This is a genomic window from Allobosea sp. P4_C6, from assembly GCF_056402015.1.
This window is the reverse complement of the sequence record NZ_JBFUIF010000054.1, coordinates 1-20,545: the sequence shown is the minus strand read 5'-3', so window position 1 is coordinate 20,545 and position 20,545 is coordinate 1. Positions and strand designations below refer to the sequence as shown.

Annotated in this window: 18 protein-coding genes; 15 read left to right on the top strand and 3 right to left on the bottom strand. The window is 65.5% G+C overall.

Annotation, left to right across the window (positions count from 1 at the left end; genetic code table 11):
* The 4 genes from napA to AC1DVA_RS23500 all read left to right on the top strand — a co-directional run.
* On the top strand, nucleotides 1–1,707 hold a 1,707-nt coding region (napA, locus tag AC1DVA_RS23515), incomplete at its 5' end, for a periplasmic nitrate reductase subunit alpha (RefSeq protein ID WP_476807457.1).
* Nucleotides 1,680–2,183 carry a nitrate reductase cytochrome c-type subunit gene (locus tag AC1DVA_RS23510; protein WP_265051778.1) on the top strand — a complete coding sequence of 168 codons (504 nt, stop codon included), beginning with the start codon at nucleotides 1,680–1,682 and terminating at the stop codon, nucleotides 2,181–2,183. The genes napA and AC1DVA_RS23510, both read left to right, overlap by 28 nt.
* A gap of 12 nt (nucleotides 2,184–2,195) precedes the next feature.
* Entirely contained in the window at nucleotides 2,196–2,918 is a 723-nt protein-coding gene (locus AC1DVA_RS23505) for a cytochrome c3 family protein (protein ID WP_476807456.1), read from the top strand.
* Nucleotides 2,919–3,329: 411 nt separating this feature from the next.
* Nucleotides 3,330–4,436, top strand: a complete 1,107-nt coding sequence (locus AC1DVA_RS23500) for an LLM class flavin-dependent oxidoreductase (RefSeq protein ID WP_476807455.1) — start codon at nucleotides 3,330–3,332, stop codon at nucleotides 4,434–4,436.
* A gap of 27 nt (nucleotides 4,437–4,463) precedes the next feature.
* Here the strand turns inward: AC1DVA_RS23500 and AC1DVA_RS23495 are convergent, their stop codons facing one another.
* From AC1DVA_RS23495 to AC1DVA_RS23485, 3 genes are read right to left on the bottom strand one after another with little or no spacing between them, the layout of a single operon-like run.
* Nucleotides 4,464–5,756 (bottom strand): LLM class flavin-dependent oxidoreductase, encoded by a 1,293-nt coding sequence (locus AC1DVA_RS23495; RefSeq protein WP_476807454.1) that lies wholly within the window; start codon nucleotides 5,754–5,756, stop codon nucleotides 4,464–4,466.
* 15 nt (nucleotides 5,757–5,771) lie between these two features.
* A complete protein-coding gene (locus tag AC1DVA_RS23490) occupies nucleotides 5,772–6,773 on the bottom strand; it encodes an LLM class flavin-dependent oxidoreductase (protein ID WP_265051775.1) in 1,002 nt (333 codons plus the stop codon).
* Nucleotides 6,774–6,791: 18 nt separating this feature from the next.
* Nucleotides 6,792–7,418 carry a GNAT family N-acetyltransferase gene (locus AC1DVA_RS23485; RefSeq protein WP_476807453.1) on the bottom strand — a complete coding sequence of 209 codons (627 nt, stop codon included), beginning with the start codon at nucleotides 7,416–7,418 and terminating at the stop codon, nucleotides 6,792–6,794.
* A gap of 116 nt (nucleotides 7,419–7,534) precedes the next feature.
* On the opposite strand from AC1DVA_RS23485, the gene AC1DVA_RS23480 reads away from it, so the two are divergent.
* The 11 genes from AC1DVA_RS23480 to AC1DVA_RS23430 all read left to right on the top strand — a co-directional run bounded on the left by AC1DVA_RS23480 (nucleotide 7,535) and on the right by AC1DVA_RS23430 (nucleotide 20,491).
* Nucleotides 7,535–8,539, top strand: a complete 1,005-nt coding sequence (locus AC1DVA_RS23480) for an MsnO8 family LLM class oxidoreductase (RefSeq protein ID WP_265051773.1) — start codon at nucleotides 7,535–7,537, stop codon at nucleotides 8,537–8,539.
* Nucleotides 8,540–8,562: 23 nt separating this feature from the next.
* On the top strand, nucleotides 8,563–10,194 hold the full coding sequence (locus AC1DVA_RS23475) for an ABC transporter substrate-binding protein (RefSeq protein ID WP_476807452.1): 1,632 nt from the start codon (nucleotides 8,563–8,565) through the stop codon (nucleotides 10,192–10,194).
* 55 nt (nucleotides 10,195–10,249) lie between these two features.
* Nucleotides 10,250–11,872, top strand: coding sequence for an ABC transporter substrate-binding protein (locus AC1DVA_RS23470; protein WP_476807451.1), 1,623 nt, complete (start codon nucleotides 10,250–10,252; stop codon nucleotides 11,870–11,872).
* A gap of 62 nt (nucleotides 11,873–11,934) precedes the next feature.
* Nucleotides 11,935–12,951, top strand: a complete 1,017-nt coding sequence (locus AC1DVA_RS23465) for an ABC transporter permease (RefSeq protein ID WP_476807450.1) — start codon at nucleotides 11,935–11,937, stop codon at nucleotides 12,949–12,951.
* On the top strand, nucleotides 12,948–13,820 hold the full coding sequence (locus AC1DVA_RS23460; protein ID WP_476807449.1) for an ABC transporter permease: 873 nt from the start codon (nucleotides 12,948–12,950) through the stop codon (nucleotides 13,818–13,820). Before AC1DVA_RS23465 ends, AC1DVA_RS23460 begins: the two co-directional genes overlap by 4 nt.
* The gene (locus tag AC1DVA_RS23455; RefSeq protein WP_476807448.1) at nucleotides 13,817–15,472 is read left to right on the top strand and encodes a dipeptide ABC transporter ATP-binding protein; all 1,656 of its coding nucleotides are present in this window, start codon (nucleotides 13,817–13,819) and stop codon (nucleotides 15,470–15,472) included. The genes AC1DVA_RS23460 and AC1DVA_RS23455 overlap by 4 nt, the downstream gene beginning before the upstream one ends.
* 46 nt (nucleotides 15,473–15,518) lie before the next feature.
* Entirely contained in the window at nucleotides 15,519–16,844 is a 1,326-nt protein-coding gene (locus AC1DVA_RS23450; protein WP_476807447.1) for an NtaA/DmoA family FMN-dependent monooxygenase, read from the top strand.
* Between the two features lie 151 nt (nucleotides 16,845–16,995).
* The gene (locus AC1DVA_RS23445; protein WP_265051766.1) at nucleotides 16,996–17,448 is read left to right on the top strand and encodes an RrF2 family transcriptional regulator; all 453 of its coding nucleotides are present in this window, start codon (nucleotides 16,996–16,998) and stop codon (nucleotides 17,446–17,448) included.
* An 87-nt stretch (nucleotides 17,449–17,535) separates the two neighbouring features.
* On the top strand, nucleotides 17,536–18,078 hold the full coding sequence (locus AC1DVA_RS23440) for a flavin reductase family protein (protein ID WP_265051765.1): 543 nt from the start codon (nucleotides 17,536–17,538) through the stop codon (nucleotides 18,076–18,078).
* A gap of 239 nt (nucleotides 18,079–18,317) precedes the next feature.
* Nucleotides 18,318–18,908 (top strand): RBBP9/YdeN family alpha/beta hydrolase, encoded by a 591-nt coding sequence (locus AC1DVA_RS23435; protein WP_476807446.1) that lies wholly within the window; start codon nucleotides 18,318–18,320, stop codon nucleotides 18,906–18,908.
* Between the two features lie 251 nt (nucleotides 18,909–19,159).
* Nucleotides 19,160–20,491 (top strand): LLM class flavin-dependent oxidoreductase, encoded by a 1,332-nt coding sequence (locus AC1DVA_RS23430; protein ID WP_476807445.1) that lies wholly within the window; start codon nucleotides 19,160–19,162, stop codon nucleotides 20,489–20,491.
* The last annotated feature ends 54 nt before the right edge of the window (nucleotides 20,492–20,545 follow it).

The window sequence follows — 20,545 nt, the reverse complement described above, 5'->3', positions numbered from 1 at the left end:
GGCACCGACCTGGCGATCCTGAACTACATCGCCCACCACATCATCTCGACCGGCCGGGTGAACAAGGACTTCGTTGACAAGCATACGACCTTCGTGAAGGGCGCGACCGAGATCGGCTATGGCCTCCGGCCGGACGATCCGCGCGAGGTCAAGGCGAAGAAGGCGGCCGATGTCGGCGCCACGACGCCCATCGATTTCGAGGCCTATGCCGCCTTCGTGAAGGACTACACGCTGGAGAAGGTCTCGTCCCTGACCGGGGTCGAACCCGGCTTCCTTCAGCAGCTTGCCGAGCTCTATGCCGACCCCAAGCGCAAGGTCACCTCGTTCTGGACGATGGGCTTCAACCAGCATGTGCGCGGGGTCTGGGCGAACCAGCTCGTCTACAACCTGCATCTACTGACCGGAAAGATCTCGGAGCCGGGCAACAGCCCCTTCTCGCTCACCGGCCAGCCCTCGGCCTGCGGCACGGCGCGCGAGGTCGGCACCTTCGCGCATCGCTTGCCGGCGGACATGGTCGTGACCAATCCCGAGCACCGCAAGCATGCCGAGGAGATCTGGCGCATTCCACACGGCATCATCCCGGAGAAGCCCGGCTACCATGCCGTCGAGCAGGACCGCATGCTCAAGGACGGAAAGCTGAATTTCTACTGGATTCAGGTCAACAACAACCTTCAGGCCTCACCGAACAACGCCAACGAAGCCTATCCCGGCTACCGCAATCCGGAGAACTTCATCGTCGTCTCGGATGCCTATCCGACAGTGACGGCAATGGCTGCCGATCTCATTCTGCCGGCGGCGATGTGGGTCGAGAAGGAAGGCGCCTACGGCAATGCCGAGCGGCGCACCCATGTCTGGCACCAGCTCGTCCAGGCGCCAGGCGAGGCGCGCTCCGACCTCTGGCAGCTCATGGAGTTCTCGAAGCGCTTCACCACCGACGAAGTCTGGCCCGCGGAGATCCTCGACGCCAACCCGAACTATAAGGGCAAGACGCTGTTCGACGTGCTGTATCGCAACGGCCAGGTCGACCAGTTCGCAGCGAGCGAAATCGATGCGGAATACGACAATTTCGAAGCCAAGAACTTCGGTTTCTATGTCCAGAAGGGGTTATTTGAAGAGTATGCGACGTTCGGCCGAGGTCATGGCCACGACCTCGGTCCTTATGATCTTTATCATCAGGTCAGGGGGCTGCGCTGGCCGGTGGTGGACGGCAAGGAGACGCTCTGGCGTTATCGCGAGGGGCTGGACCCCTATGTGAAACCGGGCAAGGGCGTCGAGTTCTACGGCAACAAGGACGGCAAGGCCCGGATCATCGCGGTCCCCTACGAGCCGCCGGCGGAATCGCCCGATGGCGAGTATGATTTCTGGCTCGTCACCGGCCGCGTGCTGGAACATTGGCATTCAGGCTCGATGACCATGCGCGTGCCGGAGCTCTACAAAGCCTTCCCGGGTGCGCGCTGCTTCATGCACCCCGAGGACGCCCGCAAACGCGGGCTCAACCAGGGTGCCGAGATCCGAGTGATCTCGCGCCGGGGCGAGATGCGCACCCGCGTCGAGACGCGCGGACGCAACCGCATGCCGCCAGGCGTGGTCTTCGTGCCCTGGTTCGACGCAAGCCAGCTCATCAACAAGACGACGCTCGACGCCACCGATCCCATCTCCAAGCAGACGGATTTCAAGAAATGCGCGGTCAAGATCCTCGCGGTCTGAGCGTGATGCGCTCGCGGGCCGTCCTTGGGGCCGCCCTGGCGGCGTGCCTCGTCCTCGCTTTCGGTGCCGCGCTCTCGCAGGAGGGCGCGCCCGTGAAGATCGTGCCACGCCTGACCGGCACCTCCGATCCGATGGCGCTTGACCGGGTGCCCGCTCTCGGCCGGCCGATCGTCGACGACGTCAAGCGCATGCGGAACTATCCGGAGCAACCGCCGGTGATCCCGCACGCCATCGATGGCTACCAGCTCACGGTCAACACCAACCGCTGCATGGACTGCCACAAGCGCGAGTTCACGGAAGGCTCGGGCGCGCCGATGATCAGCATCACCCATTTCCAGGACCGGGATGGGCAAGTGCTCTCCGACGTGACGCCGCGGCGCTATTTCTGCACCGCCTGCCACGTTCAGCAGACCGACGTCCCGCCGCTGGTCCAGAACCAGTTTCAGGACGCCAAAGACATCGGCCGAAAGCCATAGCGGGGCGAGACGATGGCCAGGATCAAATCCTTCATCCTGCGGCTGTGGGGCTTCGTCCTGCGCTTTTGGCGCATCGTCAGCCGGCCGAGCGCCTATCTCAGCCTTGGGTTTCTCACACTCGGAGGCTTCATCTGCGGCGTGATCTTCTGGGGCGGCTTCAACACCGCGCTGGAGATCACCAACACCGAGAAATTCTGCACGTCATGTCACGAGATGCATGACAACGTTTACCAGGAGCTGCAGTCGACGGTGCATTTTTCCAACCGCTCGGGCGTGCGCGCGACGTGCCCCGACTGCCATGTCCCGCACGAATGGACCGCCAAGATCGCCCGCAAGATGCAGGCCTCCAAAGAAGTCTGGGGCAAGATCTTCGGGACGATCTCGACGCGGCAGAAATTCCTCGACCACAGGCTCGAGCTCGCCAAGCATGAATGGGCGCGGCTGAAAGCAAACGACTCCCTGGAATGCCGCAACTGTCATTCTTCCGTGGCGATGGACTTCACAAAGCAAACCCGCCGCGCGGCCGAAATCCATAGCCGCTACCTGATACCGAAAGAGAAGACCTGCATCGATTGCCACAAGGGCATCGCCCATCTCCTGCCGGACATGACGGGCATCGAGCCGGGATGGAAGGACGCCCCGGAGTTGCAGGGCAAGGGCAGCGCCCTCTGGCATGGGCCAGAGCGGGCTGTGCGGAACTATCTGGCGGAAATCGAGACGCGCCAGGGCGAATAAGGTGCCGGCGGGAGCTTGAGCACCGCTCGATGCGGAAAGGGGTGACGCCCCCCGATTCAGGCTCGATCAACGCTCCACTGCGCCTCTTCCGAGATCATCCCAGTTTCACGGCGCGGGCCAATGCCAGCCGACACCGAGCCGGTCGATGCGGGAGCGAAGATCGAGCCCCTCCCCCGGAAGCCGAGTGTAGCAGTTGCAGAGTGCCGGACCGGCGATGATTGCTGCGGATAGCCAGTTCTTCCACGGCCGCCTGCTGAATCGACGCTGAGAAGAACCATCTCCCTGACCGGCCCACAATAGCAATAGATCTACGAATTCCGTGTTCTTTCGGCCCCAAATTCCATTGCTTGCTGAATATAATGCGTCTCGCACGTCCATATTCGCGCACGGTTGAATTGACAGTCCGAACCGATGACAAAAGCCCAAGAATTTCTTTGGTACATTCCAAACGATGTTAAGCCCGGTCACCGAGGCGACACCACCACCCTTGACCATAACAGCCTCGAAGCCCTCACCAGCCATGCCTTGGCGCTGGAGCGGTTCGGGTGGAAAGGGGCCCTGATCGGTACCGGCTGGGGACGGCCCGATACCTTTTCTGTGGCGACCGCCCTGGCTGCGCGAACGAAAACATTCGAACCGCTGATCGCGATCCGCCCGGGCTATTGGCGACCTGCCAATCTGGCCTCGGCCGCCGCGACGCTGGACCATCTGAGTGGTGGTCGCGTGCGGATCAATATCGTCTCGGGTCAGGACGACCTCGCCGCATATGGAGACGAGGAAGGCGACCAGACACAGCGCTACGCCCGGACCAAGGAGTTCATGCAGCTGGTGCGCAAGCTCTGGACCGAGGAAGGCGTCAGTTTTCGCGGACAGTATTTTTCGGTCTCGAACTCAACCGTCGAACCCCGATTCCAGCCTAGCAAAGGCAGGGCGCACCCCCAGCTCTATTTCGGCGGCGCGTCGGAAGCGGCCGAGCACGTCGCGGCGACCGAGGCCGATGTCCAGCTGTTCTGGGGCGAGCCGCTCGCCGAGATCGCCCAGCGGATCGAGCGCCTCAACTCGCTGGGCGACCAGCTCGGCCGAGAGCTTGCCCCGCTGGAGTTCGGATTGCGCATCACGACGCTGGTCCGCGACACGACGGAGCAGGCCTGGGCCGATGCGGAGGCCAAGGTCGCGGCTATGGCAAAGAAGAATGGCGCAGGCTGGCACGACCACCAGAACTTCGTCGCCGTCGGCCAGCGACGGCTGCTCGAACTTGCCGAACGGGGCGAGGTGCTGGACGACAACCTCTATACCGCTCCCGGCAAATTCGGCGGCGGCGGCGCGGGGACGACCTGGCTCGTCGGCTCGGCCGCGGACGTTGCCGGATCATTGAAGAAGTATCGCGATCTCGGGATCACCAAGTTCATTCTGTCCGACACGCCGTATCTCGCCGAGATCGAACGCCAGGGCTTGCAGCTATTGCCGCTTCTTCGCGATGAGCAACCGCGATCGCAGGCACTTCCGGCGCCGCACTGAGCGGCGCCGGGAGCAACGGGGCGCCGGCTACACCGCCTTGGCGACCGGCTGCCATGCCTCGGGAAGAGCGAGGTTTCCGCGGAGTGTGGACGTGGCGTAGTCCCGTCGAAAGACCTTGCGCTCCTGCAGGATCGGAATGACCGTCTCGACGAATTCGTCGAAGCCGCCGGGCGTGAGATGGGGCGCGAACACGAAGCCGTCCGCGGCATCCTCCTGGACATAGCGATCGATTTCCTCGGCAACCTGCGCAGGCGTACCGACGAATTGCTTGCGTGCGGTCACCTTGATGATGAGTTCGCGTATGCTGAGCTTGTCCCGCTCGGCCAGCTCGCGCCAAGCGCGCGCGGTCTCAAGTCGATTGTCGTAGCGCGCCGCGCGCCCCTGCGAGAGCTGCTCGATCGCCACGTCGGGGTCCACCTCGGGTAGTGGGCCATCCGGATCATAGGCCGAGAGATCGCGATTCCAGACCTGCTCGAGGAAGACGATCGCGTTCTTCGGGCTCACCTGCTGCAGCCGTATGGCTTTCTGCTTTTCCAGAGCGTCTTCCAGCGTGTCGCCCAGAACGAAGTTGGCGCCCGGCAATATCTTCAGTGCCTCGCGGCTGCGGCCATGTTTGGCGAGCCTTTGCTTCACATCCGCATAGAAGGCCTTACCCTCCTCAAGCGTGCCGTGACGCGAATAGATGAGGTCGGCATGGCCCGCAGCGAGCTCCCTGCCCTCATCGGAGTCGCCGGCCTGAGCGATGACCGGAGCGCCTTGCGGCAACGGAGCTGTGCCGGTGCGTCCCGCGATATCGAAGTAAGGCGAGCGGGCATAGAAGTCGCCGCCCCTCCAGATCGATCGCGCGGTTTCCAGGAAGTCCCGCGCACGCTCGTAGCGCTCGCGAAACGGCAGATGATCGCCGCGACGGAAGTTCGCCCCTGTGAAGGCGCCGGGCGAAGTCACGACATTCCAGCCGGCGCGTCCCCCCGACAGGATATCGAGCGTCGCGAGCTGGCGTGCGAGCGGATAAGGCTCGTTGAATGTCGTCGTCAGCGTCCCGATCAACCCGACATGATCGGTGATCGAGGCCAACGCCGTGAGGATAGCCAGCGTGTTTGGGCGGCCGACGACATCCAGCTCATGGAAGCGCCCCTTCTGCTCCCGGACCCGCAGCCCTTCAGCGAGGAAAATGAAGTCGAACTTGCCGCGCTCGACCGTCTCGGCGAAGTGCCGGAAGGACGAGAATTCGATCTGGCTGCCGGCAGCCGGATCGCTCCACACCGTGAAGTTGTTGACCCCTGGGAACTGCGCTCCAAGGATGATCTGTTTCTTGGTCATGGCATTCCTCCGAGCTCAAGCCGCTGCGGCGTAGCGATTGCGAGCAGCCGGCAGCCCGAAGCGGCTGCGCAGATGTCCGCCCACGGGTGGCGCGACGAGTTTTGCCGCGCGAAGAGCTGGCACCAGCGTGCCGATGACACGCTCAATCTGCGAGTGGGGATGGGACAGAACGAGGCGGACACCTTGGGCTCCGCTCGAGCTTGCGATCGCGGCGGCGGCGACCAGATCCTCGGCGGCGCTCCGATCTGGACCGATCCCTATATCGGCGATGACGACAGGTCCCTTCACCGCATCGCTGTTGCGAAGCTTCGCGACCGTTTCGGCAAAATCGCCCTTGGCCGACACGAAGACCACGTCGGCGGCGCGCGCGAAGGCCGGATCCGTTTCCGCCGTCCAGCTTACCGCGACGACAGGCTGGCCCTGGGGCGGCCTCGGCGTGATCGACGGGCCGAGCACGCGGAACTCGGCGCTTTGGAAGTCGATGTAGTGGAGCTTCGCGCCATCGACGAAGCGCTGGCTTTCCGTGTCGCGAATGACCGCGTCGACCTCCCAGCTGTCCCAGAGCCGCCTGACGACATCCACGGCGTCCAGCGCGTCGCGGTCCAGCGACGACTGGTCGACAGTTGGAAAGCCCTTCAGCGTGCCGATCGCGCTGCTGGCCTCGAGGCTGCGCTTCTCGTCGAAGCGCTGGGCCAGAAGCCCGGCCCTGCCGTCGCTCACATAGTCCAGCGTGGCGATCGCCGTCGAGACGTGGAAAGGCTCGACGAAGTTTATCGGCGCTCCCGCAATGATGCCGATCTCGCGGCTTCGGGGCGCAAGCCAATTGGCCAGAAGGAGCGCGTCGAGACCGTCGTCGCCGGGACGGGCAAAGCCATCTTCCAAAGTCAGGAATTCCGCGACCCCATCGAGCCGCGCGATGAGGTCGTTCCAGAACTCGCGCCAGTCGGGCCGGTCTGCTTCGCGATGGGCGCCGGCATCCAATCCGAGACCGAGCAACAAGGGAGGTTTCTGCGTCATCGTCACATTCCGATCTGCTTAAGCCGCCGAAGCCCGATAGGTCGCGAGCCGGTAGGACACCTTCGCCTCCTGCTCGGCCTTGATCGCTGCGACCCGCTTCGTCGCTTCTTCCAGGGATGCAGCGGGCGCATAGATCGGATAGGTGCCGACCTGTCCCGCCTTTGCGCCGATATGCTTCTCGAAGGGCAAGGAGCGGTAGAGCGTCGGATCCACGGCCGTGTCGAAGAGCGGCCGATAGCCGAGGGCGATGTACAACGCTGACGCTTCGGGCTGCCGGAAGCCGGTGGTCAGGTAGGCCCGGGTATAGCCGAGCTCCCCGGCACTCTCCTCGAGCGCCAGCACAATCCGCCGAGCGAGCCCTTGGCGCCGAAGGTCCGGGCGCGTCCATATGCGCTTGAACTCCGCCGTCTCGTCGTCATGGCTCATGAACGCCCCGCCCGCGATCGTTTCGCCATCGCGCTGCAAAAGCAGAAAGTTGCCGAACGGGGGCGCGAAAGCTTCTGGCGGGTAGCGCAATATCTCGGAGCGGGCGCCACCGGGTCGGCTCGCCGGGCCATATCGCCCGTCATACTCCGCAACGAGCCCCTCCAGAAGCGCCTCCGCGGCGGGGTCCAGGGGTGACGACCGCACGAACAGGTCAGCCATAGCATTCTCCGAAGTCACCGCAGCGAGCCCAGGTCCGACGCCGCTTGATCAATCAATCTATTAATTCTATAGACTATTCGAACATTACCGACTGTCAATGCCGCCGGCGAGCACGGATGCCCTACAAACTGAGCTTCCTCGACAAGAGTCCCCTGCAGGCGAAGGAGGCCGCCGGCGAAGCGCTTTCGCGGACGCTTCTGCTGGCAAAAACGGCGGAGGAGCTGGGTTTCGCCCGCTTCTGGGTGGCCGAGCATCACAACTCTGCGAAGCTGGCGAGCTCGTCTCCGGAGGTGCTGATCAGCTTTCTGCTGGCGCATACCAACCGCATCAGGATCGGCTCCGGCGGCGTGATGCTCCAGCACTACAGCGCCTACAAGGTGGCCGAGAACTTCAACCTCCTGGCCGCGCTGGCGCCCGGCCGCGTCGACATCGGCATCGGCAAGGCGCCCGGCGGCATGCCGCTCTCGACCCACGCCTTGCAGGGCGCCTACGACCCCGCCCGCAAGCCCGGTTTCGAAGCGCAGCTCACCGAGCTCGACCGCTTCCTTCGCGAACATCATGACGGCAGCGATGCCGGCAACCAGCTCGCCGCCTTTCCGGCGCCGGCGCAGCCTGCGGAACGCTTTCTGCTCGGTGCGAGCAGCGAAAGCGCGAGGCTCGCGGCCCGTCTCGGCTGGAGCTTCGTCTATCCCGGCCATATCCACGGCGACGAAGCCGCCATCGGCGAAGCCGTTGCGGCCTATCGCGATGCCGGCGGCACCTCGGTGTTGCTGGCCGTAGGTGTCGTCACGGCCGAAACGGATGATCTGGCCCAGAGTCTGGCGCCCGACACGCGCCGCTTCCGCGTCGACATAGAGAACGGCCAGGGCGTCAACGTCACCAGCCGGGAGCAGGCCCTCGAATACGTCCGGCAAACGGGCTCTCGGCAATACCGCATCGAGGAGCGCAGCTCGCTCCTCCTGCGCGGCGCGCCGGCGCAGGTCCATGCCGGGTTGCAGCGTTTGCACCGGGCTTTCGGCATCGACGAGTTCATCGTCGATTGCCCCGTCACCGAAGGCGCCTGGCGCCTGAAGACGATCGAACTGCTGGCGGCCGCGGCCCAAGCCTCCCTCGCCGCCTGACGCTGCAAAAAAGGAACGACGCCATGGTCACGAGAAGAACGCTTCTGGGCGGGGCGGGAGCGGCAGCCCTGTCGGCGGCCACCGGCCTGCGTCAGGCCAGCGCGCAGACAAAGGGAGCGCCGGTCAGGGGCGGCTCCCTGACCTGGGGGGTGGAGACCGAGCCCAGCACCCTCAACCCCCATCTCAACGGCCAGGCGAAGGCCAAGCTCGTCCTGCGCAACGCCTATGAGACGCTGCTCGCCCGCACGCCGGATGGCGGCTACGTGCCCTGGCTGGCGAAGGACTACGCCATCTCGGAAGACGGCAGGACCTACACCTTCACGCTCAGGGACGACGTGACGTTCCACGATGGCGAGAAGCTGGATGCCGCCGCCGTCGCCCTGAACTTCGCCAAGCTGAAGGAACCGACCTATTCGGGCAGCATCAGCGCCGGCCATGTCTCGCATGTCTCCGAGGCCATCGCCGTCGACGCCCGCACGCTCGTCCTGAAGCTCAGCCGGGTCTACGCCCCCTTCCTCGACGGCGCGGCGGGGATCGAGATCCTGTCGCCGAAATCATTTGCTTCGGCGCAGCTCAAGGCCGGCGGGTCGGAGATCGCCGGAACAGGCCCCTTCAGGATCGAGCGCTATGTGAAGGGCCAGGAGATCCGTTTCGTCAGGAACCCCGCCTATAACTGGGCGCCGGCCAATGCCGGGCATCAGGGGCCCGCCTATCTCGACAGCGTCACCTACCGGTTCCTGCCCGAAGCCGCAGTGCGGACCGGCGCGCTGACCTCGGGCCAGGTCGACGTGATCGAGGGCATATCCGGCAACGACGCCGGGCTGTTCAAGGACAACCCCGAATTCACGTATCAAAGCGCGCTCAACACCGGCACGCCCTACACGCTCTACCTGAACGTGGCCCAGGGACCGAGTAAGGATGTCCGCGTCCGGCAGGCCGTCCTCGCCGCCGTCGATGTCGAGCGGGTCATCCGCTCCGTCTATCGCGGCGAACGGCAGCGCGCCTGGGKCATCCTCACCCCGGCCGACACCGATTTCTACGACCGCAGCATCGAAGGCAGCTATGGCTTCGATCCGAAGCGCGCGAACCAGCTGCTCGACGAGGCCGGCTGGAACAGCCGCGATACGGAGGGCTTCCGTACGAAGAACGGCAAGCGCCTGACGATCGAGATCGTCCAGTCGCAGGCGACGTTGCGCGACCAGCGCGACATCCTGCTTCAGGCCGTGCAGGCCCAGGCGCGGCAGAATGCCGGGTTCGACCTGGTGCTGCGCTATGTCGACGCCGGCACCTACACGACCCGGCAGAACGACGGCCAGTACGGTATCATCCCGAACTCGACCACGACGCAGGAAAACGGCGTCACGATCTATTTCCACTACCTGCCCCGCGATAAGGGCGGCTCGATCAACTACAGCCGCACCGAAGCCCCCGAGATATCGGCATGGCTTGACGAAGCGGCCTCGACGCTCGACGCGAAGAAGCGCTTCGAAATCTACGCTCGCCTCCAGCGTTTCGCCCTGCTGGAGCAGGCTTACGGCCTGCCGCTCTATGTGCCCGACGATCAGATCGCGGCTTCCGCGCGGGTCAAGGGCGTGGGTTTCCGCCCGTTCAAGCGCCTTCCAGAGAACGCCTACGACATCTGGCTGCAGGGCTGAGCCCGCATTGCCGAAACCCGCGCTCGCCGCCGATCGATACGGAGATAGAACTGCAATGCTCGTACGCAGGCATTTTCTGAGCCTGGGCGCCGTGCTCCTGGCGACGACAGCCCTTTGCGCGCCGGCCCTGGCGAGCGACAGGAAGCCCGTCAGCGGCGGCAAGCTGACCTGGGGTGTCGAGACCGAGCCCGCCACGCTCAACCCACAGCTGAACGGCCAGGACAAGACCAAGCTCCTGCTGCGCAACGCCTATGAATCGCTACTCGCTCGCACCGCGGAGGGCGGCTATGTGCCTTGGCTCGCGATCGGCTACGAGATTTCGCAGGACGGGCGGACCTACACCTTCAGGCTGCGCGACGGCGTGACATTCACGGACGGCCAGGCGTTCAATGCCGCCGCCGTCGCGACGAACTTCGCCAGGCTGAAGGACGCGACCTATTCCGGGAGCGTGAGCGCCGGCCCCGTCGCCCGCATCGTCGACATCAAGACGCCCGACGAGCGCACCGTCTCCTTCACGCTCGACCGGGTCTACGCGCCCTTTCTCGACTACGCGGCCGGGCTCGAACTCCTCTCGCCCGGCGCCTTCGCATCCGCTCAGATCAAATCAGGCGGGCCGGAGATCGCCGGAACCGGCCCCTTCATCCTGAAGCGCTACGCGAAGGGGCAGGAACTCCGGTTCGCCAGGAACCCCGACTATAACTGGGCGCCCGCCAATGCCGGCCATCAGGGACCCGCCTATCTCGACGAGGTCACCTATCGCTTCCTGCCGGAATCGTCGGTGCGCACGGGCGCCCTCAGCTCCGGCCAGGTCGATGTGATCGAGGGGGTCTCGGGCAACGATGCCGGGCTGTTCAAGGGCAATGCCGATTTCAGCTACCAGACGGCGCTCAACACCGGCACGCCCTATTCGCTGTTCCTCAACGTCACCTGGGGGCCGACCGAGGATGTCAGGGTCCGCAAGGCGCTGATCGCCGCCATCGACGTCGATGGCGTCCTGAAGTCGGTCTATCGCGGCGAGCGCACCCGAGCCTGGGGCATCACCTCGCCCGTCGGCACGCAATTCTACGACAAGACCATCGAGAAGAGCTACGGCGCCGATCCGAAACGCGCCAACCAGCTGCTCGACGAGGCCGGCTGGACCAGCCGCGACCCGCAGGGTTTCCGCACGAAGGATGGAAAACGCCTGACGATCGAAGTCGTGCAGGCCCAGGCGACCGTGCGCGACCAGCGCGACGTGTTGCTGCAGGCGTTGCAGGCGCAGGCACGGCGGAATGCCGGCATCGATCTCGCCATCGTCTTCGTCGACGCCGGCACCTACACGGAGCGGCGCAAGACCGGTCAGTTCGGATCGATCGCCAACTCCAACACGCCGACCGACGCCATCGACATCGAGTATCATTATCTGCCGGTCGATCACGGCGGCTCGATCAACTACAGCCGTGCGGCCGCGCCGGAACTGTCGCAGTGGCTGAAGGAAGCCGCCTCGACGCTCGACCACAAGAAGCGCTTCGAGCTCTACGCCAGGCTGCAGCGCTTCGCGATCCTCGACCAGGCCTATGCCCTGCCGCTCTACGAGCCGGAGGATCAGGTCGCGGCGGCGAGCTACGTCAAGGGTATCGGTTTCCGTCCGTTCAAGCAGATGCCCGAGAGCGCCTACGACCTCTGGCGCAGCGAATAGCCGATCTCTCGACTCCTCTTCGGCCGGTGAATGCCAGCCGATGATCGCAGGAACGGAAGAGCATGGATTCCCATAATACCTCGGCCATCAACCCCGCGCCCGCCCTTGGCGCATCCCGCCCGCTCCGGCTGCGGCGCAACGGCCTGACGGCGCAGATCGCGGGCCGGGTCGGTTCCGGCCTGCTCGTGCTCTGGGCCGCCGTGACGTTGAGCTTCGTCAGCCTGCATCTGGCGCCGGGCGACATCGTCAGCCTGCTGATCGGCGAGCAGTTGCGCACGCCCGAAGTGGAAGCGGCGATCCGCGCCGAATGGGGCCTCGATGAGCCGTTGCTGTCGCAGTATCTCAGCTATCTCACGCGTATCCTCCACGGCGATTTCGGGCGCTCCTACATCCTTCAGACCGATGTCTCGCAGCTCGTGCTTTCGCAGATCCTGCCGACATTGAAGCTCACGGCCGCCGCGCTCGTCGTCGCGATCGTGTTCGCGGTGGTGAGCGCGGTCCTGACGGCCGGCCGGCGCATTCCACGCAGCGTCGCCGGCGCGCTGGAGCTGACGCTTGTTTCGACGCCATCTTTCTGGCTCGGCATCCTCTTGCTCTATCTCTTTTCCTTCACGCTCAAGCTCTTTCCCGTATCGGGCGACAGGAGCTTCTCGGCGCTGGTGCTGCCCGCCTTCTCGCTCGGGCTGCCGCTGGGCGCGGTGGTGGGACAGGTGCTGCGGCAAGGGTTGGAGCGCGCGCTCGAGGAGCCGTTCGCGCTGACCGTCCGCAGCTGGGGCACGAGCGGCCTCGTGCTGCGGCTGCGGCACGGGCTGCGCCACGCGGCCTTGCCCGCCGTGACGCTGACGGGCTGGCTGGTCGGCAGCCTGCTGTCGGGCGCCGTCATCACGGAGTCGGTGTTCGGCCGGCCAGGGCTCGGCCGCATCACCGTCGAGGCCGTCCTCGGCCACGACATGCCGGTGGTGCTGGCCGTCGCGATCCTCTCCGCCTTCACCTATGTGACGCTGAGCACGCTGGTGGACGTGCTCTATCTGCTGCTCGACCCCCGCCTGCGTGACGAGAGCCGGGAGAGCGCCCGATGAGCGCGCTTCCGGCATCTGTGGAGGGCGAAGCCGAGCGCCGCCGCTCGTTACTGGGCTTCCTTTCGTCAAATCCCGGTATCGGCCTGGCTGGTCTCTTCCTGACCTTCGTCGCCGTCGCGACCTTCTGGCCGGCGCTTCTGGCCATGGCCGACCCCATCGCCGCGGATCCGCTGCAAGCGCAGCTTCCTCCTTCATGGGAGCATTGGTTCGGCACCGATCATCTCGGGCGGGATGTCTTCTCGCGCGTCGTCCACGGCGCGCGCTACTCGATCCTGATCGGCGTCAGCGCCGTCGCCCTCGCCGCGACGGTCGGCTCTGCCTTCGGCCTCCTCGCCGGCCTGTCCCGCGGCCTCGTCGACGAGATCATCACCCGCTTTCTCGATGTGGTCTCGGCCTTTCCGGACCTGTTGCTGGCGCTGGTGCTGATCTCCTTCACCGGGCCCGGCACGACCAACCTGATCTTCGCGCTCGGGGTCGCCTTCATCCCGCGCTTTGCCCGCGTCGTCCGCGCGCAGACCTTCGTCATCGCCAGAAGCGGCTATGTCGAGCAGGCCAGGACCTTCGGCCTCAGCAGAACGGTCCTCGTGCTGCGCCATGTGTTGCCGCATGCCGTCGCGCAGGTGCCGATCCTCGCCACTATCGGCCTCGGCACCGCGATCATCGGCGCCGCCGGCCTCAGCTTCCTCGGCATGGGCCCGCAGCCGCCGGCGCCGGAATGGGGGGCGATGCTGGCGGAGGCGCGCAACTACCTGCGGGTCGCCTGGTGGATCGGGGTCTGGCCCGGCCTCGCCATCACTCTGACTGTCATCGCGATCAGCGTCCTCGGGCGGCGCTGGCAGGCCGCCTTCGAAGGCAGGAGGGCAGGATGACACCGCTCGTCGAGATCCGAGACCTCACCATCGCCTTCCGTCACGGCCGGGAAGAGAATCGCGTCGTTCATGGCATCGACCTGACGATCCATCCGGGCGAGACGGTCGCTCTGGTCGGCGAGTCCGGTTCGGGCAAGTCGGTGACGGCCCGCGCGCTGATCGGGCTCTCCGGCCCCGGCGCCGTCATCGGCGCCAGCCGCTTCGACATTGCCGGCGGCGGCGTGGTCGGCTTTCGCGAGCGCGACTGGCGGCGCCTGCGCGGCGAGACGATCGGCTTCGTCCTGCAGGATGCGCTCGTCTCGCTTGACCCGCTGCGCAAGGTCTCCCAACAGCTCGCGGACGCCTTCGGCAGACCGGGCGTGTTCACGCGCCGCGACATCCGCGACGAGAGCCGTGCCCTGCTGCGCTCGGTCGGCATTCCCGATCCTGAGCGGCGCCTGCCGCAATATCCTCACCAGCTTTCGGGCGGCTTGCGGCAGCGGGCGTTGATCGCCACGGCCATCGCCCGGCAGCCATCCCTGCTGATCGCCGACGAGCCCACCACGGCGCTGGACGCGACTGTGCAGAAGCAGATTCTCGACCTGCTGGCGGAGCGGAAGCAGGCCGGGCACACGCTGCTGCTGATCAGCCACGACCTCGCCGTCGTGTCGCGCCTCGCCGACCGCGTCCTGGTGATGAAGCAGGGCCGCATCGTCGAGGAAGGACCGACGCACCAGATTCTCACCCAGCCGGTGCATCCTTATACGCGGCAATTGCTCGATGCCGTGCCTTCCGCTGGTTCCCGAGGCTTTCGATTATCGCCGGCCTCGCCGGCAGAAACCGGCACTCCCTCCCCGCAATCGCCAGCAGAGCGCCAACGCATTCCGCTGCCGCCGAAGCGCATCGACCCGGCTCAGCGCGTGCTCGCGGCCAGCAATCTCGTCAAGCGCTATGGTGGTCCGCGCGGCGCCTTCGCGGTCAACAACGTCTCCTTCGATCTGGCTGCCGGCGAGGCCCTGGGCATCGTCGGCGAGTCCGGCTCGGGCAAGACCACCGTGGCGAAGATCGTGCTCGGGCTCGTCGAGCCCGATAGTGGGGCGGTTCTCGTCGACGGCCAGCCCTGGAGCCATCGCAGCGAGGCCGAGCGCGGCTCGCGGCGCGCCAGCATGCAGCTGATCGCGCAGGACGCGCTGAGTTCCTTCGATCCGCGATACACCGTCGAGAAGATCGTCGGCGAAAGCCTCGATACGGCCGGCATCTTCGGCCGCGACCGACGCCGGCGCGTCGTCGAGGTTCTCGACGCCGTACGCCTGGGGTCCGCCTTCCTCGACCGTTATCCGCGCGAGCTTTCCGGCGGACAGCGCCAGCGCGTGGCGATCGCGCGCGCCTTTGCCCCGCGCCCGAAACTGTTGATCGCCGACGAGCCTGTCAGTGCGCTCGACGTCTCCGTGCAGGCGCAGGTGCTCGATCTGCTGGCCGAGCTGCAGGCGGCATCGGGTACCGCCCTGCTCTTCATCTCCCACGATCTCGGCGTCATCCACCACCTGACGGATCGAGTCCTGGTGATGAAGGACGGTCGGATCGTCGAGGCCGGCGCGGTCGAGACGGTCTTCGCGCAGCCGAGCCACAGCTACACGCGCGCCCTGCTCGATGCCGTGCCCACTCTCGCCTGAGCTCGACGCAACCGCTCAACGATAGACCCAAGAGAAGGAGTTCCCCATGTCGCCCGCCCCTCGCCGCCGCCTCAAGACCCTGATGGGGGCCTCCAATGTCATCACGGCTTCGAACGATGCCGATCCGGCGGCAGGGGCCAAGCGAGCCGTCGAATTCGCTCGCAGGGCGGAGGCCGAGAAGATCACCGGTCTCTTCACCGCCGACCTGCTGCAGATCGACCCCGCCGGCCTGGCCGGGACCGCCGGAGTGCAGGACCCGATCATTGCGCTCGCCGCGCTCAGCCAGGTGACGTCGCGGATCGGCCTCGTGGCGACGGTCTCGACGACGTTTCACCACCCTTACAATCTGGCACGCCTGATCGGCACGCTGGACCACGCCAGCGGCGGCCGCGCCGCCTGGAACGCCGTGACCTCCTCGGTCGGCGAGGAGAATTTCGGCGAGGCGCTGCTCAGCCCGGAAGATCGCTATGCGCGCGCCGCGGAGTTCATCGAGATCGTCAACGCGCTCTATGATGCGAATGAGCGGGACGCCTTCGCGCGCAAGGCCTCCGGAGCGATCACGCTCGACCCGACGAAATTCCATCGCATCGACTACCGGGGCCGGCATTTCAGCGTCCAGGGACCGTTGAACGTGCCGCCGCTGCCGCAGGGGCGCCCGGTGCAGTTTCAGGCCGGCCAATCCGAAGCCGGCATCAATGTCGGGGCTCGCTATGCCGAGGTCGTCTACACCTCGCAGCCGAAGCTGGAGGGCGCGATCGCCTTCGTGACCGAGCTGCGCCGCCGGGCTGCAAGCTTCGGACGCGGCGACAGCCTGCCCTTCGTGATGAACTCGTTCCATTCGGTCATCGGGGAATCCGATGCGGACGTCGCCCGGCGCCTGAAGGAAAAGCATGAGCGCATCGACTACGAACTGGGACGCCTCAAGCTTGCCGACATGCTCGGAGGCGATGTCGACCTGTCCGGGCTGCCGCTGGACAAACCCCTGCCCGACAGCCTCCTGCCGGAGGTGACGAGCACCAACCGGCGGCGCGGGCGCGTGGAAATCTTCAGCCGTTATGCCAAGCAGGGGCTGACGCTGCGCGAGCTCATCATCGAAGCGCAGGAGACCGGTCACTGGTCCGTCGCGGGAACGCCCGAACAGTTGGCCGATGCGATCGAAGAACGCTTCCGGGCGGGCGTGCTGGATGTCCTCAACCTGCACGGCCTCGGCAACCCCGATCAGGAAGACCTGCTGCTCAACGGCCTGCTGCCCGAGCTGCGCCGCCGCGCGCTGATCGACACCGACTATGTCGGAGGCGACTTCCGCTCCAACCTTCAGCTGCCGCCCGTGGCATCGAATTCAGCTGCCCCTTCGATCGCTCGCAGCGCCTGAAGCCGTCTCTTGGAACGGGCACCATCTGCCCGTTCCATTTCTCTCCTGCCGCCGAGATCATTATTCCCCGCATCCACCATTGCGGAGAAGATGTTGCTAATAGCCCAAAGCTTGATAGAGAAAGTATACATTCAACGCATGGGTGGATCAGGTGCTGACCAACAAGGGGAAATACGGTCTCAAGGCGATCGTGCATCTCGCCCGGCTGGAAGCCGGCGAAACCGCGCAGGTCGCCGACGTCGCCCTGAAGAACAACATCCCTAAGAAGTTCCTCGACGCCATCCTGCTCGATCTGCGCAATGCCGGCATGCTGCGCAGCAAGAAGGGGCCGGGCGGCGGCTACGCGCTCGCCAAGCCGGCTCGCTCGATCAAGGTCGGGGCCGTGATCCGCGCCTTGGAGGGGCCGATCGCGCCGATCGCCTGCGCCAGCCGCTCTGCCTTTCGCGCCTGTGAAGATTGCGGCGACATTGACTCCTGCCCTGTTCGCTCGGTCATGAGCGACGTCCGCGATGCCATCGCAGGCGTCGTCGATACGACAACGATCGCCGATCTGGTTCAGCGGTCGATGACGAGCAGGCCGCTTCAGGCTGACTACGCAATCTAATTATCTACTAATTATATAGACAATAGAACCCTCGCCGCTTAACAAATTCCTGCGGCATTCGGAGCCGCACAAAGAATGCGGTGACGGATGAACCAACAAGCTTCGCCTATCGCGGCGCGCGACATTCACGCCGATGCGTTCAAGGCCGTGATGAGAAATGTCGCGGGCGCCGTGAGCGTCATCACCGCGAGCCATGATCGGCGCCGTGCAGGTTTGACCGCCACTTCGCTGACGGCGCTGTCCGCCGACCCGCCCACCGTCATCGTCTGCGTCAACCGCAACGCCTCAGCCTGGCCGACGATCGAAGCCGCCGGCCACTTCGCGATCAACGTGCTCGCGGCCCGGCACCAGAGCATCGCGGATCGTTTCGCCGGGCGTGGTGGCTTCAAGGGCGAGGCGCGCTTCGAAGAAGGCGACTGGGCTCGCTTGGCAACCGGCGCGCCGACGCTCGACGGCGCCCTTGCGGTGCTCGATTGCGAAACCGAGGAAGCGATCGAGCGGCATTCGCACACCATCCTCATCGGCCGCATCAAGGCGATCCGGCACGCGCAGGATGAGGGCGCCCTGCTCTATTGGCGAGGCCTCTATGGCAAGCTCGACGAGAGCTTGCAGTACGGCGCGGGTATTTGAGGCGAACCGAGTCGCGCGAGAGCAAATTTCGAGGGCGAACCGCTGATTGTTCCATGCAAAACCAGCGCGCTCTGGCCCCGGACCCCGTCCGCGAGGCGCTGCCGGCGAAGGCGGCTGTTCTTGAAACCGTCACCGCGGCAGAGAACCGTCCTCTAAACCAGTCCAAATTTGCCAATCCGTTTCATTGACCGAACGAAGCCAACAGGCCGATCATCAGCGCTGCACGAGGGAGCAGCGCCATGTCAGTCCTCATCGTTCCAGGCCTCCACGATTCCGAGCCCGCGCATTGGCAAAGCCGATGGGCAGCCGAAATCGAACGGGCAGAGCGCGTCCAACAGAAGGACTGGCATGCGCCGGATCTAGAAGCATGGATCAGCGCGATCCATCGGCATGTGATGCGGCGCCCGGGCGCCGTCCTCGTCGGGCATAGCCTCGGTTCGACGCTCATCRCTCACCTGGCAGCCCGCTATCCCTATCTTCCAATTGGCGGCGCCCTGCTGGTGGCGCCGGCCGACCCCGAACTGAGGATCTCGAAGATTCAAGGCATCGCCTCGTTCGGCCCCCTGCCGGACGTGCCGTTTCAGTTCCCGGCGATTGTCGTGGCCAGCCGAACGGACCCCTACATGGCGATCGACCGCGCGCGGATCATCGCGAACATGTGGGACGCAGCCTTTGTCGATCTCGGGAACGCCGGACACATCAACGTCGCCAGCGGCCATGGCAACTGGGCCGAGGGGATGCGCTTGCTCGACCAGCTTCTCTGGCGTCGCGGGAGCATCGCGCCGGAGCACCGTGTCGGTCGCTCGGGCACCACATCCCTATTGCATTGAAGCCGCCCCGCTTGGGAGATGCAGGATACCGACCGACGCCATCTCTGGAATGAACCGGCAATTCCTGGCCGGCGATCAAATACCTGCCTGGCAACCGCTTGCTCCTGAAGACAGTCTGGGGAGACGGTCCTTCTCCGAACAGCTCGCGGTTCGCACGGATTATCGTTTTCTGACCCCTGAGCATGGCGCGCGGCTCCGCTGACGCTTAGCTGAGCGGGGCGTTTTGCTATGGCTTGCCAGCAGGGTTCCCGATGACGTCCCCCCGCCAGCTTCATCTCGGCGCCTTCATGCGCCCGGTCAGCATCCACACCGGCGCCTGGCGCTATCCCGGCGCCTTTCCAGATGCCAACTTCAATTTCGGGCACCTCAAGCGCTTCGCCCGGAAGCTCGAAGCCGGCAAGTTCGACGCCTTCTTCATGGCCGACCACCTTGCGGTGCTGAACATGCCGGTCGAGGCGCTGAAGCGCAGTCATACGGTCACCTCGTTCGAGCCGTTCACGCTGCTTTCGGCACTCGCCGGCGCGACCGAGCGCATCGGCCTCGTCGCCACCGCCTCGACCACCTTCGACGCGCCCTATCACGTCGCCCGGCGTTTCGCCTCGCTCGACCATATCAGTGGCGGGCGCGCCGGCTGGAACATCGTCACGACCTCGAATCCCGATGCCGCCCTCAATTTCGGCCTCGCCGAGCATCGGGAGCACGGCGAGCGCTACGACCGGGCGCGCGAGTTCTACGACGTCGTCACCGGCCTGTGGGATTCCTTCGCCGACGACGCCTTCATCCGCGACCGCGATAGCGGCCTCTATTTCGACCCCGACAAGATGCATGTGCTCGACCATACGGGCCCGCATCTCTCGGTGCGCGGCCCGCTCAACATAGCGAGGCCCGTGCAGGGCTGGCCGGTCATCGTCCAGGCCGGAGCCTCGGAGGCCGGACGCCAGCTCGCAGCCGAGACGGCGGAGGCGGTCTTCGCGGCACATCGCACGCTGGCCGAGGGGCAGGCCTTCTACGCCGACGTCAAGGGACGGATGGCGAAGTTCGGACGCAACCCCGACCATCTCAAGATCCTTCCGGGCGTCCTCGTCGTTGTCGGCGACAGTGTCGATGAGGCCCGCGAGAAACGGGCGCTGCTCGATTCCTTCGTCCATTACGACAGCGCCATCGCCTCGCTGTCGATCGCGCTGGGCCATGACGCCTCGGGCTTCGATCCCGATCGGCCGCTGCCCGAAATTCCCGACACCAATGCGAGCAAGAGCGGCCGCGAGCGCACCATCGCACTCGCACGCGACGAGAACCTGACGGTGCGCCAGCTCGCCCAGCGCCTCGGGGGCTATGGCGGGCTCGCCTTCGTCGGCACGCCGAAGACCATCGCGGATGCCATGGAGGAGTGGCTGGTGGAACGCGGCAGCGACGGCTTCAACGTGATGTTCCCTTACCTGCCGGCAGGGCTCGACGATTTCGTCGATAAGGTCGTTCCGGAACTGCAGCGGCGGGGGCTGTTCCGGACCGAGTACACCGGTCCCACGCTCCGCGACCATCTCGGCCTTCCACGCCCGGCCAACCGCTTCTTCGCCGGGCGGTAGCGGCGCGGCGCATCGCGCCGAATAGCTCCCGGTAAAGCCGCGCAGGTTGAACAT